The sequence below is a fragment of the Micromonospora sp. NPDC005220 genome, from assembly GCF_040607895.1.
GTDB lineage: Bacteria > Actinomycetota > Actinomycetes > Mycobacteriales > Micromonosporaceae > Micromonospora.
Map to the genome: position 1 here is coordinate 1 of NZ_JBEXHP010000112.1, position 17,834 is coordinate 17,834.

At 71.7% G+C, this 17,834-nt stretch carries 13 protein-coding genes; 2 read left to right on the forward strand and 11 right to left on the reverse strand.

The annotated features are described in order from the left end of the window. Positions 1-251 (forward strand): DUF1990 family protein (locus tag ABZU52_RS27235; RefSeq protein ID WP_354973814.1); only part of this gene is annotated, 251 nt, incomplete at its 5' end. A gap of 21 nt (positions 252-272) precedes the next feature. On the opposite strand, the gene ABZU52_RS27240 is transcribed toward ABZU52_RS27235, so the two are convergent. Next, the gene (locus ABZU52_RS27240) at positions 273-1,193 is read right to left on the reverse strand and encodes a DNA-3-methyladenine glycosylase 2 family protein (protein ID WP_354973815.1); all 921 of its coding nucleotides are present in this window, start codon (positions 1,191-1,193) and stop codon (positions 273-275) included. Between the two features lie 423 nt (positions 1,194-1,616). Here ABZU52_RS27240 and ABZU52_RS27245 point away from each other — a divergent pair, with 423 nt between their 5' ends. Beyond that, positions 1,617-3,530, forward strand: a complete 1,914-nt coding sequence (locus ABZU52_RS27245) for a stealth family protein (protein WP_354973816.1) — start codon at positions 1,617-1,619, stop codon at positions 3,528-3,530. A 49-nt stretch (positions 3,531-3,579) separates the two neighbouring features. Here the strand turns inward: ABZU52_RS27245 and ABZU52_RS27250 are convergent, their stop codons facing one another. The 10 genes from ABZU52_RS27250 to ABZU52_RS27295 all read right to left on the reverse strand — a co-directional run. Further along, entirely contained in the window at positions 3,580-6,417 is a 2,838-nt protein-coding gene (locus ABZU52_RS27250; protein WP_354973817.1) for a stealth conserved region 3 domain-containing protein, read from the reverse strand. Next, complete coding sequence (locus ABZU52_RS27255; RefSeq protein ID WP_354973818.1) at positions 6,414-7,400, reverse strand: hypothetical protein; 987 nt, start codon at positions 7,398-7,400, stop codon at positions 6,414-6,416. The genes ABZU52_RS27250 and ABZU52_RS27255 overlap by 4 nt, the downstream gene beginning before the upstream one ends. Continuing rightward, on the reverse strand, positions 7,397-9,208 hold the full coding sequence (locus tag ABZU52_RS27260; RefSeq protein WP_354973819.1) for a stealth family protein: 1,812 nt from the start codon (positions 9,206-9,208) through the stop codon (positions 7,397-7,399). Before ABZU52_RS27260 ends, ABZU52_RS27255 begins: the two co-directional genes overlap by 4 nt. A gap of 347 nt (positions 9,209-9,555) precedes the next feature. After that, positions 9,556-11,616, reverse strand: a complete 2,061-nt coding sequence (locus tag ABZU52_RS27265) for a DUF6541 family protein (RefSeq protein WP_354973820.1) — start codon at positions 11,614-11,616, stop codon at positions 9,556-9,558. Between the two features lie 210 nt (positions 11,617-11,826). Then, positions 11,827-12,489, reverse strand: a complete 663-nt coding sequence (locus ABZU52_RS27270; RefSeq protein WP_354973821.1) for a hypothetical protein — start codon at positions 12,487-12,489, stop codon at positions 11,827-11,829. Between the two features lie 204 nt (positions 12,490-12,693). After that, positions 12,694-13,476 (reverse strand): zf-HC2 domain-containing protein, encoded by a 783-nt coding sequence (locus tag ABZU52_RS27275; RefSeq protein ID WP_354973822.1) that lies wholly within the window; start codon positions 13,474-13,476, stop codon positions 12,694-12,696. After that, positions 13,473-14,165: a sigma-70 family RNA polymerase sigma factor gene (locus tag ABZU52_RS27280; RefSeq protein ID WP_354973826.1), complete on the reverse strand. Its 693-nt coding sequence runs from the start codon at positions 14,163-14,165 to the stop codon at positions 13,473-13,475. Before ABZU52_RS27280 ends, ABZU52_RS27275 begins: the two co-directional genes overlap by 4 nt. Before the next feature lie 126 nt (positions 14,166-14,291). Continuing rightward, positions 14,292-15,149: a fused MFS/spermidine synthase gene (locus ABZU52_RS27285; protein WP_354973823.1), complete on the reverse strand. Its 858-nt coding sequence runs from the start codon at positions 15,147-15,149 to the stop codon at positions 14,292-14,294. An 18-nt stretch (positions 15,150-15,167) separates the two neighbouring features. Next, entirely contained in the window at positions 15,168-16,127 is a 960-nt protein-coding gene (locus ABZU52_RS27290) for a hypothetical protein (protein ID WP_354973824.1), read from the reverse strand. Further along, positions 16,124-17,834 (reverse strand): SbcC/MukB-like Walker B domain-containing protein (locus tag ABZU52_RS27295; protein WP_354973825.1); only part of this gene is annotated, 1,711 nt, incomplete at its 5' end. The genes ABZU52_RS27295 and ABZU52_RS27290, both read right to left, overlap by 4 nt.

The window sequence follows — 17,834 nt, forward strand, 5'->3', positions numbered from 1 at the left end:
AGCACCGCCCGCTCGACCTACCCGCCTCCACCACCATCGCGACCATCGCCAACGATGTCGGCGTCTCGGTCGCGACCGTGTCCAAGGTCCTCAACCGCGACGGCACCGGCGCGGTCTGGTTCGAGGTTCGCGCGTTCAGCCTTCCGGACCGCTGGTTCACCCGCGCCGGAGGGCCGGCGGTTCGGGCCGTGCAGCACACGTACGCCTGGTGGCTCGGCCGCACCCTGCGTCGGCTCTGCGCGGGTCGCTGAGCGCCGTCCCGGCGAAGCGACTCAGAACCGGGCGAACGAGCGGATCGGGGCGCGCGGGCCGTACTTGGGTGCCTGGATGCCGGCCGCCTCCAGCAGCAGACACACCCGGCCCCGGTGACCTCGGAACGGCTCCAGCAGGGCCAGCATCCGGGCGTCGTCGCCCCTCGGTTCGCCGGCGAGCGCCCAGGCCACCGTGTTCGGAATGTGGTAGTCGCCGACGCTCACCGCGTCCGGGTCGCCGTACGCGATCCGGACCACCTCGGCGGCCGTCCACGGCCCGATACCGGGGATCGCGGTCAGCCGGCGGGTGGCGTCGGCGGCGTCGGTGCTGCGCTCCAGGCGGTCGGCGAGCGCCGCGGCGCGACGGAGCGTGTCGGCCCGGCGCTGCTCCACCCCGAACGGGTGGAACACCCAGTACGGGGTGGCGGCCAGCGCGGCTGCCTCGGGCGGCAGGAGCAGCGGCTGCAACGGGCCGGGAGCCGGCTCCCGGAAGTGCCGTACCGTCGCCGCGTACGCCCGGTAGGCCTCCTTGCCGGTGACCTTCTGCTCGAAGACCGCGCGCAGCAGCCGGGGGAAGACCTGCCCGGTGGCGGGCATCCGGAGGCCCCGGTGTTCCCGGGCCAGCCGGGCGACCAGCGGGTGCGCCGCGGCCAGCTCGGTGAAGCCGGTCAGGTCGTCGCGCAGCCCGGCGATCGCGTCGGCGCGGGCGAGGACGTGTTCGGCCCCGGGCCCGTACCCCTCCGCGAGCAGCTCGCCGCCCGCCGGTCGCAGCGCGAGCGTGGCCGGACCGTCCGGGGTGCGGGTGGCCCACCAGAAGGTGCCGGCCGCCACCCGGGCGCACGGGTCGTACGGGCTGAAGGTGAGGCGGCGGACCGACGCGGCCAGCCGGTAGCCGACCGGCGGGTGCAGCACCCTGGTCGCGGCGGGCTCCGTGGCGGTCATCCCGCCACTGTGCCAGGCACCGAGGCGGCACGGGTAGTCGGTATACCGGTGCAGAGTCGGATCCGGCAGCAGCGGGCAGCCACCATCGGTCCGCCGTTGTGCCGCATTCGTACCAACCGAACGGCCAGAATTAATTGGGCGAAATAGTGCAAGACCATCATATGTGACGATTGTCGGTGGGCCGGACTTCGATCGTGTGGTTGTTTGGTGACCAGTAGGTGAAAATGCTGCTTCGGGCTCACCTGCGGCGGCTACACCCGTCCGAAACGGGCAGGCCCGGGGTTGGGTGGTGGTCGGCGATCCGCGGCGGTAGCCGCGTGCGCCTCGACCCTGCCCGGCTCGTCGCGCAGCGTAACGGGGAGCTGTGGAGAGGCATGCGGTGATGGCTGCGCGAGTGAACGTCCGGTCAGAACGGCCTCCCGCATGATCGCCTTACGGATCTACCGCGCGCTGCCCCCACCTGTGCGGCGCCGACTGGTCAACCTGCTTCCCGCGCACCGACGGATGGGGGTCGTGCGTACCCTCTCCGGGCCGCGCGGGGGCGGCACGGTCCACCCGCTGGGTGCCCGAGTGACGGTGCCCGACGGCGGCGTCCGTACCCGGGCCGAGGTGGTCGCCACGGCCACGCCGTTGGAGCTGTGGCACCGCAACCTGACGGCGGTCACCAGCGCCCTGGAATCGGCCGGGATCGACTACCACTGCGTGCGTAACGATGACTTCCTCCGCAGCTCGGTCGCGGTTCTCGACGACCACCGTGCCGCCGTCAGCCGCCTGGTGCGGTCGGCGCCCGCGCTGGAGGGCGCGCACGTCCGGGTCGTCGAGGTGCTGCCCAGCCGGGATCAGCCGGAGGCGGCGCCGGCAGAGGTGTTCCAGATCTGGTTCCCGATGACCGACGCCCGAGCGGGCGTGGTCCTTGGCGCGCAGTTCGCCTGCGAAATCGAGTTCTGGACGCGACACGACGACGTGGTCCGCGCCCCCCGGCACAACGCGGTGATCGACGAGGCGCCCGCCGAGGCGGAGCCGGTCCGGGTCGCCGCCGCGCTGCTCAGCCACTTCGTGCCCGAGGCGGACGACCACACGTACCGCACCCGGCGGGATCTCACCGTGCGCGCCCCGGACCGGGTGGGCTTCCCGATCGACGCCGTCTACACCTGGGTGGACGGTTCGGACCCGGAGTGGTTGAAGCGGAAGGTGGCCGCACTCGGCACCCCCGATGGTCCGCTGCACGCGATCGCGGCGAACACGTCGCGCTACCACAACCGCGACGAGCTGCGGTATTCGATGCGCTCACTGCACAGCTTCGCACCGTGGCTACGCCGGATCTTCCTGATCACCGACAGTCAGTTGCCCAGCTGGCTCGACCCGACCCACCCGATGGTCACCGTCGTGTCGCACGCCGAGCTCTTCGCCGACCTCGGCGGTCAGTCGTCGTTCAACTCCCACGCCATCGAGGCCCGGCTGCATCGCATCGACGGTCTGGCCGAGCACTTCCTCTACCTCAACGACGACGTCTTCCTGGGCCGGCCACTGCTGCCGACGCACTTCTTCCACGCCAACGGGATTGCGAAGTTCTTCCTGTCCCCGGCGCAGTTCGGGCTGGGTGAGGCGAAGCCGACCGACGCGCCGGTGAAGGCTGCCGGCAAGAACAACCGCCGGCACATCCAGCGGCAGTTCGGCGTCACGATCACCCAGAAGATGAAGCACACGCCGTTCGCACTCCGGCGCAGCATCATGCGCCAGATCGAGGTCACCCTGCAGGCCGACGTGACGGCGACCGCCCAGCACCGCTTCCGCCATTACGGCGACCTCTCGATCCCGTCGTCGCTGCACCAGTACTGGGCGTACCTGACCGCCCAGGCGGTCCCCGGGGAAATCGAGTACGAGTACGCCGACCTCGGTCATCCCTCGACGCCCGCTCGCCTCACCGAGCTGCTCGCTCGTCGGCACCGTGACGTCTTCTGCCTCAACGACACCGACTCGGACCCGAATGCGTTCCAGCAGCAGGAGAGCATGCTGGCCGACTTCCTGCCGCGCTACCTGCCCTTCCCGGCCCCGTTCGAGCTGCCCGACGGCGTGATCGCCGAACGCCAGAAGCTCGGGGCCACCGACCTGTGGCGACAGGCTCGCGGCGCCGACCGACGCGGCAGGCAGTTGGACGCGCCGACGACCCCCGCACTCCGGGTCGGCCGGCACGCGGACTCGGCCGTGGTGCACAAACCCCGGGTAGGGCCGCGGCTGGACGCGCCGACGTTACCCTCGAACCGCATCGCCACCGGCCGGCATACCGCCCACCAGGCGGAGGACCGCCGCCCGGGGCCGGACCTTCCGCCGCGGTAGACCCGAAGTCGAGGTCCCCGGTGACCGGGAACCTCGACAGCGGCTCCGCTCAGTAGGCCCGGTTGCGCATGCTGCCTCGCTCGAACTGACTGGCCACGGGGAAGTAGCTCTCGAGGAAGGTCAGGACGATCCGGCCCTGCTCCGCCGCGTCGAGGTGACCGTGGTGAGTGTCGTTCAGGCAGAACGAGTCGTAGCTCCGGGTCGTCATGATCTGGGTCAGCTGCGGGTGCTCCGACGGCTCGCCGGTGTTGACGTAGCTCATCCGGATGCTGCCCGGCACGGACCGCCCGGTGAGGTAGCCGAAGTAGTGGTGCAGCGAGGACGCGACCGAGACGTCCGAGTGGGACCGTAGCTGGGACGAGGCGGTGAGCTTCACGTCGTCGGCGAACTGCCGATCCAGGTCGTTGGCGACGCTGCGGGTCATCGCGTATGGCGCGTGCAGCAGGCCATGGGTCAGCGTACGACCGAACGCGTTCCGGATCAGCTGGCGGTTGTTCTTGGCCGCGCTGAAGTTGTAGTCGTCCTCCGCTGCTACGTCGAGCATCGGAATCGGTGTCGGCGACAGGAAGAACTTCGCCAGGCCGGTCGGATCGAAGAACAGCGTCGGCCGGACCGGGCGGCCCAGGAAGAAGTCGTCGTTGAAGTAGATGAAGTGCTCGGCGAGGCCGTCGATGTGGTGCAGCTGCGACTCGATGGCGTGCGAGTTGAACGTCGGCAGGGTGCCGCGTCCACCGAACAGCTCGCGGTGGTCGACGACGGAGACCCGGGGGTGGTCGGTGTCGAGCCAGGTCGGGGTCTGCCCCGCCGTCACCACGTAGATGTTGCGGACCCACGGCGCGTACATGTCGATGGAGCGCAGCGAGTAGCGCAGCTCGTCGCGGTCCCGGAAACGAGCCGATCCGTCCGCCGCCGCGAGTGGCTCCCGCCCCAACTCCGCGAGGACCCGGTCCTTGGCCGCGCGCCACTGCGGGTCGTCGCCGTCCACCCAGGTGTAGACGACATCGACGGGGAAGTCCACATCGGATACGAGTCGGTGGGTGAAGGGCTCGATGGTGGGATGCGCCCGGCCTCGCACGGTCAGCGTGGCTGGTGTCATGGCCGCCACCGGGACGGTGGGGCCGAGCAGTGTGGAACGAGTGGCGACCAGCGCCGAGCCGTCCAGGGACGGGGTCCAGAACTCGACGTCACAGCCGAGGGCGGGCCCGTACCGGAGGGTCCGCGACGACGACACCACCGGCCGGAACAGCCGCAGGCCGATGGCCTCGGCGGCCCGACTCTCGCTGGTGAGGCAGGCGGCGAGGGTCACGGCCGTGACCTTGGCGTCCGTGGTGAGGGTCTCGGCGTAGAACGGCGCCGCGGAGAACTCCTCCGCGAGGGCGGCGAACACCGCGTCGCGATGCTCCGGGGCGACCACCACCCGGTATCGGACGCCGTGGTCGCGCGCCACCCAGTAGGAGATGCCATGGCGCCAGAGGATGTCGGTCACCGCGGTGAAGTTGTCGTGGGCGGCGTCGGCGGGAGTCAGGTTGTCCCGGACGACGCTGAGGCGACCGCCGGAGCGGACCAGCCCCGCGACGGTCTCCTGGATGCGCTCCTCGACGGTTGCCACGTCCAACCCGCTCGTGACATGAGCGGGACGGGGAGCTGCGGGAGCGAAGCCGGCTCCGCCGGTGCGCCCGATCCACGCCGCGAGCCGGTCGGCGCGCGCCTGTTCGCCCTCGGCACGCCCCGCGATCAGGTCCGTGTAGAGCTGCTCCCAGCGGTGCATGATCGGATCGATGCGGTAGTCCTCCGCGGCGTGCAGGGCACTGGCCCCGAAGTCCTGCCGCAGCCGATCATCCGCGATGAGCTTCATCATCGCGTCGGCCAGACCGTCGATGTCGCCCGAGCTGACCAGGAATCCATTCGCGCCGTGGGTGATGATCTCGGCCGGACCGGTCTGGATGTCGTACGCCACCGCCGGCACGCCGGCCGCGAACGCCTCCAGCAGCACCAACGGCAGTGCCTCACCGTCGCGCGAGGAGAGCAGCGCGATGCTGGTCTTCGACCACTCCTCGACCATCCGGTTGGTGGGTCCGAGCACCTGCACGTTGTCGCTCAGACCGAGGTCGGCGGCGAGGCCGCGCATTTCCCCGAGCAGCGGGCCGTCGCCGAAGATCCGCAGCGTCCACTCCGGGTACCTGTCGGCGACTGTGCGGAAGGCGCGGATGGCGTGGTCGATGCGCTTCTCCGGCACCATCCGGCCCGCCACGCTCACCACGGGGTTGCGGAGGGTGGACCGAGGACGGAACCCGTCGGGGATGCTGTTCTGGATGACCTCGATCCGCGGGCAGGACGAGGCGAAGGTGTCGATGAACCAGTCCCGGGTGCGGTCGGTCAGCACCACAAGCGCGTCCAGTCGCGGGGCGAACTGGAAGAGCGGCTCGCCGGTTCCGCCCCGCAACTGCGACGGCCGGTGCTCCTGGTGCACAGTGACCACCGAGGGCGGCGCCAGTGTGGTGGCCATGGCCATCAGCGCCGGCGAGGAGGAGACGAGCACGTCGGTGTCGAGCGACCGCAGCGCCCGGTCGATCTCCAGGTCGGCCAGGCGGCTGCCCTGCTTCTCCCACCGGGCCGGCATCAACCGGCTCGGGCTGCGGTACAGCGCCGCGTACGCCTCGTCGTCGACGCTCGTCGGGCGGATCGGCCGCGGGCTCGGGCCGGTCAGGTCGACGAGGTACCGCATCCGTACCCGCTCGTCGGCTTGGAAGAAGGCGTCGTTGCTGGTGCGGTAGACGCTGATCACCTCGACGGTGTGACGTCGCGCGAGGTGGTCGGCCTGCGTGAGGATGGCGCGTTCCGTGCCGCCCATGGCATCGGCGGTCAGCAGGAGGAATGTGATCTTCAACTCGGGGTCCCCGTGAAACGTGTGAAGCGGAGGAGGGCCACTGCCAAATTGCCGGCTGGGGTGTAGTACGGGCGGTAACCAACGAACTGGTCGCCGTCGAGCGGTAGGGTGGCCCGGCTGACGCGGAGGACCGTACGCGGGTCGGTGAGGTCGTGCAGGAACCGGCCGAGCCGGACCACGCGGGTGGCGGAGGTGCGCACCCACGCTTCCCAGATGGCCTCCTCGCCGAGCTGGTCCGGCGCCAGGTCGGCGAGGGGTACGACGAACTCGAAGTCGTCGCCGACCGGCGCGATGGGCACTACCACGTCGGTGCCACCGCCCCGCGGCGTGAAAACGATCGCCGGAGCGTCCTGCGCCCGTACGCCGACGAACCGGGCCCGGATCCGGGCCTCGGTGTGGCCGGTCGCGAGCTGGACCACCTCGGCCCTGGCGCGCGCGCCGGTGACGGTGAGCTGTGCGAGCCCGTCGCCGCTGCGTCCCGGCCGGTACGACCAGCCGGACACCGGGTGCGGCGGGTTGCCCACTGTCGGTCCGTCCCGGTCCGAGGTCTCCTCGACCGTCAGGGAGAAGCGACGTTCACCCGCCGGGCCGGCGTCCACCGCGAGCCCCATCGACCAGGTGCCTTTGCCCAGCGCAATCTCGTCGGTGGCGTCGCCGAGACGGGCCTCCGCCTCCACGGCGAGCCGCCCGGCCTCCCGACGCACCCTCGCCGGGCAGCGGAGCGTCTCGCCGTCGCGGACGAAAAAGAGCACGGCCCGGTCGGTCGGTTCGGTGTCGGCCGGCAGCACCGCGTGCACGTGCAGCGTGCGCCCGTCGAGTACGGCGAAGAAATCGCAGTCGGCCGGCGGCAGCTCAGCCACCGGGTCGTGCCGCAGGCGGGTGACCCGCTCGACCAGCCGGTCGGTGACCAGACCGGCGCGACGGCGGGCACCGTACATCGCCTGCAGCAGGCGGGGCTGTGCCATCCGGTTGGCCGGGTTCATCGGACCCACCCGGGTTCGTCGGTCGTCCCGTCGACCCCGCCCGTCATCAGGGCCCGCTCACCGGCGACCGCGGCGGCCTCCGGAAGGTATGTCGCGGCCCGCGCCGTCGCCGTCATCCTCGCCCGCTCCGCCTCGACCTCGGCCGGAAGCTCGAACGGTGCCCGGAACGGGAAGTACGCCGAGAGGAAATCGGTCAGCATGGCGAGCTGCTCGGAGAGGAGAACCTCGCCCGAGTCGGTGTCGTTGAGGCAGAACACGTCACAGTGCCGCCGGGCCAGCAAGTTGGCCAGCTTCACCGGGGTGGACGGGTCGGCCAGGTCGGCGTACGTGTAGCGGATCGACCCGGGCACCGCCTGACCGGAGAAGAACGACCAGTAGTGCTGCAACGACGACGGGATCGAGAGGTCTTTCGGGTGCCGGAACTGATGCCCGGCGGTGCCCACCACCTCGGCCGGCAGGTGCCGCTCGATGTCCTCCAGCACGCTCCTGCGCAGTGGGTACGGGACGTGCCGCATCTTCTGCGTGATGGTGCGTCCGAACCGCTCCTCGATGTGCCGGCGGTTGTTCTTGCCGGCCGCGGTCACCGGTGCGTCGTAGACAGTCGCCGGGCCGACGTCCAACTGGGCCGGCGACGGAAAGAACTTCGCGATGCCGTTGGCGTGGAAGAACGTGGTAGGCAGCAGCGGGCGCCCGAAGAACATGTCGTCGTTGACGTAGATGAAGTGCTCGCTGAGGCCCGGAATGCGGTGCAACCGCGACTCGATGGCGTGCGAGTTGAAGGTCGGCAGCTGGCCGGTGTCACCGAAGATCTCGCGGTGGCGCACCACCCGCACCATCGGGTGCTCGACGTCCAGCCACGGCGGGACCTGGTCGTCGGTCACCAGGTAGATCTGCCGGACCCACGGCGCGAACGACACCACGGAGCGCAGTGAATACCGCAGCTCGTCGCGGCTGGCATAGCGGGAGGCGTGTGCGCCGACCAGATTGATCTCGGCCTGCCCGTGCTCGCGCAGGGCCGCGTTCTTCCGGGTCTGCCAGTCGCTGTCTTCACCGTCGACCCAGGTGTAGACGAGGTCGATCGGGAAAGTGATGTGTTCGTGGCCCAGGCCGGCGAACTCGGAACGGGTGCGGTAGGTGGCCGGCCCGCCGGCCGGCACGAAGCGGCTGAGCTGGGACGCCGGGACGCGGATGGTCTCGCCCGTCTCCGGTACGGCAGTGGCGACCTGGTTGCCGCGCGGCGCTACGAGATCCGCCTCGGGCTTCTCCTGCGGCGAGACCGTACGCCAGAACTCGACCTCGCAGGCGAAGGCGCTGCCGAGGACGGTGTGACCGAAGGGGTCGGTGACCGCGTGGAAGACCTGTGCGATGGCGTCACTGTGGTTGGCGTTGACCTCGCGGCGGCCGGCGTCGACGAAACGCAGGGTGACCCCGTCGGTCGCCGTGGCCCGGGCGAGCGCCTTGAGGACCTTCGCCCGGTGCTTGCGCGGCACGGCGATCGCGCTGCGCAGGTCGTCGGCGTGCCGTACGTGGAAACCGTCGATCCCGGCCTTGTCGAGCGCCTGGGTGACCAGGTCCACGTTGCGCTGCCGGAGGGCCAGCGGCGTCGCCTCCTCGACCACCCGGGCGTGCACCCGGTGGCCGTCGACATCCCGGACCTGACGAACCTCACCGGGCGCGGTCCGGGATCGGCGGGCGGCGGTGACCTGGGTCATCCGACGGACGAGCCAGAGCTGCCGCTGAGGCGGCACGAGCTGGATGAGCTTTTCCCGGTACGCCTTCGGCACCACCCGGTGAGGGCGCAGCATCATGCTCGACCGCCGTTCCGACGCGTACGCGCGTCACTCGCGATCCGGCGGCGCGGGCGGGCCGGGCCACTCCGTTCCCATCGCGGAAGGGCAACGTTCACCCTGCGTCCCACGCCTTGCCCCCGTTTCGTGTCGTCGACCGGCAAGCGGTCGGCGTCGTCCCATCGCCTGTGCGGGCATGCCGCATGAGCGGCCGCCTCAACCCGCCGGTCGCGCAGCGGAAAAGGTACCAGTGTGGTCTTCGCCGGAACACCCTCTCCTCACCTCGGGGTAACTGTCCGTTCGGATTACATCTGGCAAATGGTGCTATTTGCCATGCACGACGTACCGTCGGTGCCGACGGCGAAATGTCACTGCGCGGACGAACAGGCCCGCCCCGCATCGGTGACCTGGTAGATCCGCACGTGGCCCTCCCGGTGGACCAGGGTCACCCGTTCGCTGTCGTCGAGCCGCTTCTGCTCGTAGTTCGCCCGCCAGCCCTTGTAGTCGCGGCCACCCACCACCACGTACTCGATACCGAACCGGCGTACCGTGCAGCCCTGGTTCTTCGGCCCCTTCTTCTGGTTGACCAACCAGGTGAACGCCCGCCACCGGTCCGTGTAGTTGTCCCGGCCCACCTTCTCCAACGGCGGGATCCCGAACAGCGTCGGGACGCCGTAGTCGGCGTGCGCCCAGGACATGAACTGACGGTGCCGGTCGTACGCGACCACCTTGTCCGGCGGCGTGTGCTCGGCCAGCCACTTGAAAGTCCGGGTGTACTCCTGCCCGACCGGCGCCCGCTGCACCATCGTCTTGCGCAGCGGTCGCCACGTGTCGGGCACCAGGGCGAGCGACGCCAGACTCGCCACGACGACCGCGGCCGCGACCGCGGTGGGGACAGCGGATCCGCGCAACGTCCCGGCACGGGCGACGAACTGCACGAGCAGCCACTGAACTCCCAACCCGATGACTGTCGCGCCCGCCACGGTGAGCACCCCGTACACCGGGAAGATCATTGAACGGGGTCGTTCTGCGTCGCCGTACCAGAGGCCGGCCAGGGCCTGTGCGGCCGACGAGCCCGACGCGACGGTCCAGATCCCCAGGAGCGTGAACAGGACGCCGGCCAGCAGCCACGGGCGTGCCCAGCGAACCTGCGGCAGCACCAGCGACAGGGGAGACGCGAGCAGGCAGGCGATGACGATCCAGACGCCGACCTGAACGGCCAGCCCGTCGAGCTGGGTGTTGTTGCCCGGCCCTGGGAAGCCCCACAGCACGTAGCGTTGCGGATCGGTGACCCAGTATTCGATCGCCTTGCCCCACTGGCCGAGCAGGTCGGGCGGCTCGGTGATCCGCTCACCGCCGGCGCCCAGGATGACGCCGATCAGGGGCAGGATCGGGACGAGGCCCGCGACGGCCGCCGCGCCGATGCCCGCCCCGCTGCGGCGCCAGGTCAGGGCACCCGGCACCACCAGGAGGAAACCGAGCGCGAGCACGCCGACGAAGAGGACGTCGTACGAGTGCATCATCACGATTCCGGCGCCCCCGAGGCCGGCCAGCAGGCCGAGCCGTACCGGGTGAGGGCCGCGCAGGGAGAGTGCGAGCAGCAGGGCGACGCCACCGGCCAGACAGGGAGCGGTCTGCTCGTTGACCCGACCGGTGATCAGTGAGGTCCACATCGGACCCAGGAAGGCCGGAGCGGTGGCGGCGGCGGCCGCGATCACCGGTCCCCCGCGGAGGATCCGGACGGCGGCGTAGATGCCGGCGACCAGGGCGAGCGGTCCGATGACGATCGCCCACGCGGTCATCGTCGTGCTCAGCAACCCGCCGGACAGGTGGGTCGCCTGCGCCCAGGCGACGTTCTCCGCCAGCGGATAGAACTCGCACGAGATGACCGTGTCGGTCGAACCCGAACTGCACACCGAGGGAATGTCGACGCTGCTGGTGTCCAGAATGCGCCTCGCCATGTACCCGTGGTTCATCGCGTCCCAGCCGGGAGTGGCGACGAGTCGCCCCACCATCGCCCAGCCGAACGCCACGCTCACCACCGACGGGACGGCGACGGCGATCAGGTCGGCGCGGCGCGGCAGGGTCGGCCGGATCCGGAAGCGCGACACCAATGGGCGGCGTCTGTCGCCGTCCGTGTCGTCGGCGCCGCGCGCGGCGGTCGGCTGCTGGTCAGCGGCCTTGCGCCGGCACAGCAGCCGGGAGAACGCGACCGCGGCGCCGGCCACGAGCAGCTCCGCGACGAGCACCGCCGAGGCGCTGTCGGGCAGCCCGAGCGCGGGCAGCCAGGCCATCGCCAGCGCGATCAGGCCGAGGGTCAGGGCGGGGGCGGCCGCCCACGCAACCCAGCGGTACCGCCCCGGCGGAAGGGCGAAGCCGAGCAGCGCCCCGGGCACAACGGCCACGAGAAGGGCGATGAGTGTGGTCAAGATTGGTTCCCTCCGTGGGTCGCCGCACAGCGGCAGCGGCCGGAAGAGTACCGGACGGAGGGCGGTGGGCGGTGCCCTCTCACTACCGAACGTCGGCACCGCCGTCGGGACGGCTGATCCCGCTGAGCCCGACGGTCCCTGAGCACGGCGGTGGCCGGTCGCGCCCTCCCCGGCGACGACCGACCACCGTGCCCTCGCGGGCGACCAGGCTCAGTACGAGTAGCCCGAGCCGCCGGCGTCGTTCGAGCCGCTGTCCGCCGGCGGTGCGACCGCCTTCGGCGTGCCCTTGGGCAGGCAGCTCAGGTTCTTCTTGCCGTCCGGCTGGACCACGAACCAGGTGCCACCGACCGCCTGGCCCTTCCACTGGCCGGGCTTCTTGTCGCCGATGTAGCGGTAGACCGGCCAGCCGCCGACGGTGAGCTGACGGGTGCCGTCCTGCCGGGTGACGCTGCTGACCTTGTCGTCCGAGACGCCGGTGAGCTCCGGGTTGCCGTCGGTCAGCGCCGGGGGCCACACCTCGGCGCACTTGTCGACACAGTTCGACGACGGCGGGTCGGCGGTGTCCTTGTCGAAGCGGTACAGGATCCAGCCGTCCTGGTCGGTGACCACCTTGCCCATCCGGGCGACGCTCTTACCGACCAACTTCTCGGTCAGGTCGACGTTCGCGGGCGGGGCGTCGGCGGCCGGGGCGTCGGCGGCGGGCGCCTCCGCAGAAGCCGAGGCCTCAGGTTCAACCGTCGCGGTGGGTTCGGCCGCGGCGACGGCGACCGGCTCGGCCGCGCTCGAGTTCGCCCCGTCGTAACCCGCGGGAGCGCAGGCCGTTAGTGCGACCATCGCGCTCGCGACGATGACGGTCCGCTTCATCTGTGCCACGTGCCCTCCTCATTCTTGACAGTTCACCCATAGGTACGGCGGGCGGGCTGTCAAGGTTGAAGTAGTAACAGTGGTCAATTTCACGTAAACCGATTGAACCGTTTCCGGTCGCGATGCGTACGCCTGCGCGTGAGGGAGCTTCCCGCAACGACAGATCGGCGCCGGTCATTGTGGAAATGACCGGCGCCGATGCGGCAGGCGCGCTTACAGGGGTACGGTGACCAGCGGACTCGCCACACCGTTGGCATCCACCGACTGCACCTGGAGCTGCTTGATGTCCTTCGACAGAGCCGACGTCGAGGCACTCAGCTCGAGACCCTGCGGTCGGGTGTTGGTGCCGTAGCCACCTTCCGGCACCGACCAGGTCGAGATGACCTCGGTGCTGGCGTTCTTGCGCACCACCACCAGGCGGCAGATGCGCGGGCCGGGCAGTTTCCGCAGGCTGAAATTGATCCGGGTGCCGTAGTCCTTGGTCACCAGGAACATGGTGGTCTGCACACCGGTGGTCGGGTCGGTCGCCTCGACCTGGTCGCCCTCCACCTCGGTGCCGCCCACACCCGGGCCGCTCGGCGCGGCCGTCGGCACGCTCGTCGGCGGGTCGTTGGGCGCGCTCGGCGTCGACTCGGCGAGCACCCCCGGCGGCTGCTCGTTGCCGGTCACGCTGACGAAGCCGTACCCGCTCAGACCGCCGAAGACCACCACCGCGGCGGCCGTCGCGAGCATCTGACGAAACCGGGTACGCCGCCGGTCGGCCCGGACCGCGCCGAGCGTCCGGTCCAGCAATGCCGGGTCGGTCGCCGTCTGCTCCAGCGCCATCATCGTCTCGCCGTCGATGTCGGAGAGCAGCCCGACCACCGGCACCAGCGTCTCCAACTCGGCCGCGCACGCCCAGCAGGTGGCAAGATGCTCCTCGAACCGCTCAGTGTCCTGCTCGTCGAGCACACCGAGCGCGTACGCCGCGACGTCCATGTGGTCCGGCCGGCTCATTCTGTCACCCCCCGCTCCTGCAGAGCCGTGCGCAGCGCGCGCAGCGCGTAGTAGACCCTCGACTTGGCGGTGCCGAGAGGCAGGCCCAACTCCTCGGCCGCCTCCGGCACCGTCCGCCCCCGAAAGTACGTCGAGATCAGGATCTCCCGGTGCGACTGACTGAGCGTACGCAGCGCGTCCGCCACCGTCATGGTGCGTAGCACCCGGTCGGTGCTGTCCGCCTCGGCGAACGCGGTGAGGTCCCGGTCGTACGTCTCCGGCGGCCGGGCCTCCTGGCTGCGGTGCTCGTCGATGGCGATGCGACGGGCCACCGTGACCAACCACGGCCGCAACGACCCCTGCCCCTGCGTGCCCAGGCGGTGCGCGTTGCGCCAGGCCCGCAGCAGCGTCTCCTGGACGATGTCCTCGGCGCGCTGCCGGTCCCCCCCGGTGAGGCGCATGACGAACATCAGCAACGGACCGGCGTGCTCGGCGTAGAGCTGACGGATCAACTGGTCGGAGTGGCTGGCCTCGGTTGACGTCGCCTGATGGCGCCCGGGCGCCGGTCGCGGCGTCACCGGACCATTCTGGCGAGATGTCCCGCGCGCGTCGACCCCCCGGGCAGACGAAGTTGACCGTGACGTGGGTCGCGCCGACAACCAGTCAGCGCGGACCGCGTCACCATGCCAACCGGCCGCCACCGCGTGCATGCAGACCTCCGGGATGTTCGTGACCAACACCGGCCCACGAGGCGGGCCGCCCGGTGGTACGCAGCACCGGTCCCAGCGGATCAACAAACGGCGAAAAAACTTCCGCGCCGCCCGTCGAGTGGACGGTCAGCGGCGGACCGAGAACAGCCCCGGCGGGGGCGGATCGGAGCCGGTCGCGTCGGCGTCCCGCACGACAGGCGCGCCACCCGCGAAGCGATCCAGCTCGTCGCCGGCCACCACCCGGCCGGGGAACCAGTCGCCGGCGGCGCGTCTGGTCAGCTCCGGCACCGGCGGGGTGGACCGCCCGGCAACCAGCACCAGGTTGCCGTACCGGCGCCCGCGCAGCACCGCCGCGTCCCCGACCAGGCAGGCCTGCGGCAGCACCGACCGGACCGTGGCGACCTGCCCACGGGCGTGCCGCAACGGCGGGCCGTCGGCCAGGTTCGCCAGATACCAACCGGCCGGACGGAGCACCCGGGCCACCTCGGCCGCGTACTCCACCGACGTGAGGTGCGCCGGGGTACGCGCACCCGCGAACACGTCGGCGACCACCACGTCGTAACTGGCCTCCCGGGTCGACGCCAGCACCGCCCGGGCGTCCTCCACCCGGACCCGCAGCCGGGCGTCGGACGGCCACGGCAACGCCCGCCGGACCAACTCCACCAACGCGCCGTCCACCTCGGACACCCGCTGGGTCGACCCGGGTCGGGTCGCGGAGACGTACCGGGGCAGGGTCAGGGCGCCACCACCCAGATGCAGCACCCGCAGCGGCTCACCGGCCGGCGCGATCAGATCCACGGCCGCCGCCAGCCGCCGCACGTACTCGAACTCCAGGTGGGTCGGGTCGGTCAGGTCGACGTGCGACTGCGGCGCGCCGTCCAACAGCAGCGTCCACGAGCCGGCCCGGTCCGGATCCGGCACCAGCTCCGCCAACCCGGTGTCCACCTGCTCGACCACCCGGTCACCCGCCCGTTTACGCCCCACCGGAACCAGTATCCGTGCTCAACGGGCGGCGCGGGCCGCAGTGGTCAACGCGCGGTGCAGCAGCCGGGAATCGCCGAGCAGGGCCCGCAGTCGGCGCTCCAGCCCGGCGATCGGGATCAAATTCTGCGGGGCCCGCGGATCCTTGTACGGGGTGGAGGCGAAGCGCGGCAGGGTCACCAGCGACAGGTCGGCCAGCTCGATCGCCGCCTCGACGGGCAGGTCGGCGGAGCACTCCACCCGGACGATGCCCGCCCACGGCGCGCCGACCGCCACCGGCAGCCGCAAATACCACGACCAACCACCCCAGGCGGTGCCGAGCCGGAACACCGGGGAGCGCTCACCCGACGCCATCCCGGTCACCACCGCGGTCAGCCGAGCGTCCAGATACTGACTGTGCTGGGTCTTGATGTAGCCCAGGGTGCGCGGCAGCTGCCGGCGACTGCGCAGCGGGCCGTCCACCACCAGCAGGTCACCGTCGACCCGGGCGGCGTCGGAGACCGCCACCTCCAACGCGGTCAGCGGGCCCTGCACGGCGGCCGGCAGCTTCGCCAGCTCACCAGTGCCACCCACCCGGTGCACCGGGTAACGGATCGCGCCCGCCACCACATCCTGCGCCGACGGGCTCGCGGTGAACAGGCCCCGACCAACCCGGGTGCCCGCCAACTGCGCCGCACCCCGACCCAGGTCACACCGAACCACCCCGGCCGCGTACGAGGCGGCCAACCCGGGGAACGACCCCCCGTCGGTCTCGGCCGTCCAGATGCTCGCGTCGATCCGGCGAACCCCGTCGACCAGCAACACCACGTCCGGTGCCCGCACCCCGGGGCGTACCCCGATGGCCCGCCAGTCCACGGCGGGCAGCTCCACGTCCGCGTCGACCTGGGCGCTGCTCGGCGCGGCCGGCCCGGCGGCGGACGCCTCGAACGACGCCCCGTACGCCGGATCCCACGAATCCACGAAGAACGCGGCGTCGCTCACCGGCCAGTCCGTTCGATCCGCGACGAACGCGCATCCTTGCGCACCTCGAAGCGGACCGGGATGCGTTCGGCCAACGCCGGCACGTGGGTGACCACGCCGACCATCCGATCGCCCCGGGCCGCCAGGTTCTCCAGGGTCGCCGCCACCGTGTCCAGGGTGGCGGCGTCGAGCGTGCCGAAACCCTCGTCCAGGACGATCGACTCCAGGCTGGCCGCGGTGGTGGACATCCCGGCCAACTGCTCGGAGAGCGCCAACGCCAACGCCAACGACGCCTGGAACGTCTCTCCGCCGGAGAGGGTGCGCACGCCCCGACGCAGCCCCGCGTCGTGGTGGTCGACCACCACGAACTCGCCCTTGTCGTGCACCAGCTCGTACTGGCCGGAGGAAAGCTCCCGCAGGATCCCCGACGCGCCGTCGACAAGCAGGTCCAACGCCTCGGCCAGCAACCACCGCTCGAAGTTGTTGGCCCGCAGGTGCCCGGCGAGCGCGCGCGCCACCTGCGCCTCCCGCTCGTGCCCCGCCCGCTGCTCGCGCAACGTGCCGGCCTGCTCGCGACGCTCGTACAGCCGCCGCCGGTCGGCGTCGGCCCGCTCCACCGCCACCGTCGCCGCGTGCACCGGGTCGTCCCCGACCGGCACGTCGGCGGCGGCGAAGATGGCCGCGATGGCCCGCTGCACCCCGTCGGCCACCGACTCGGCCTCCGCCACTGCGGCGGCCCGACCGGCCCGGTCGGCACGGCGGCGGTCCGCCTCGGTGGTCGCCCAGCCGGTCAGCGCCGCCCACGCGCCCGCCACGTCGTCCCGGTCGGTCACCGGCGGGCCGAACCGGGCCAACCCGTCACGGGCGGTGTCGAAGGCCCGCCAGGCCGCGCGCAGCCGCTCCTCCGCGGCATCCACAGCGACCCGGGCCTGCCGGGCGGCCTCACGGCCGGCCCGAACCGCCGTCGCCGCCTCCTCCAGCGCCCGCCGCAACCGGGCGTGCTCGGCCAACTCCCGGCGCAACACGGCCGGCTCGGCCGCCCCGGTGAGCTGCCCGTCCAGCTCGGCCAGCCGGGCCTCCACCTGCTCCTGCCGGGCTCGCGCCTGCACCAGCAGCCGCTCCAGCTCACGCGCCGCTGTGTCCCGCTCCTGCACAGTCGCCTGCGCGGCAGTGGTCGCGGCCCGCGCGGCCTTGCCCGCCGCCGTCGCGGCCGCCACCGCCGAATCGGCCGGCACCGCCGGCACCTCGGCCACCGGCTGCTCACACACCGGGCACGCCGCGCCGGCATGCAGGTGCACCCGCAGGCTCACCGCCAGGTCGGTGGCCTTCGCCTCCTCGTGCGCCCGGAAGGCCGCCTCCAGCTCGGCGTCGGCCCGCTCGGCGACCACGCGGGCGGCGGCCAGGGCCGCCACCGCCGCGGCGTGCCCGTCGTTCGCCGCGCGCACCGCCGCCCGGACCGTGTCCGCCTCGCCGGAGAGCCGGTCCCGGTCGTCGTACGCCCGCAGTTGCAGTCGCAGTGCGCTCTCGTCACCGGCGGCGGCCAGCTCGCCGCGCAGCTTCTCCTCCCGCTCCTCGGCCAGCGACACCGCGGTTGCCGCCGCCTCGGCGTCGGCCCGCGCCGCGGCGACCGCGCGTGCCACAGCGGTCACCCCGCCCGGCGCGCGCACCCCGGTCAGCACGGTCAGCTCGTCATCCAGCGCGGTCAGCGCCGCCGCGGCCTCCCGCGCG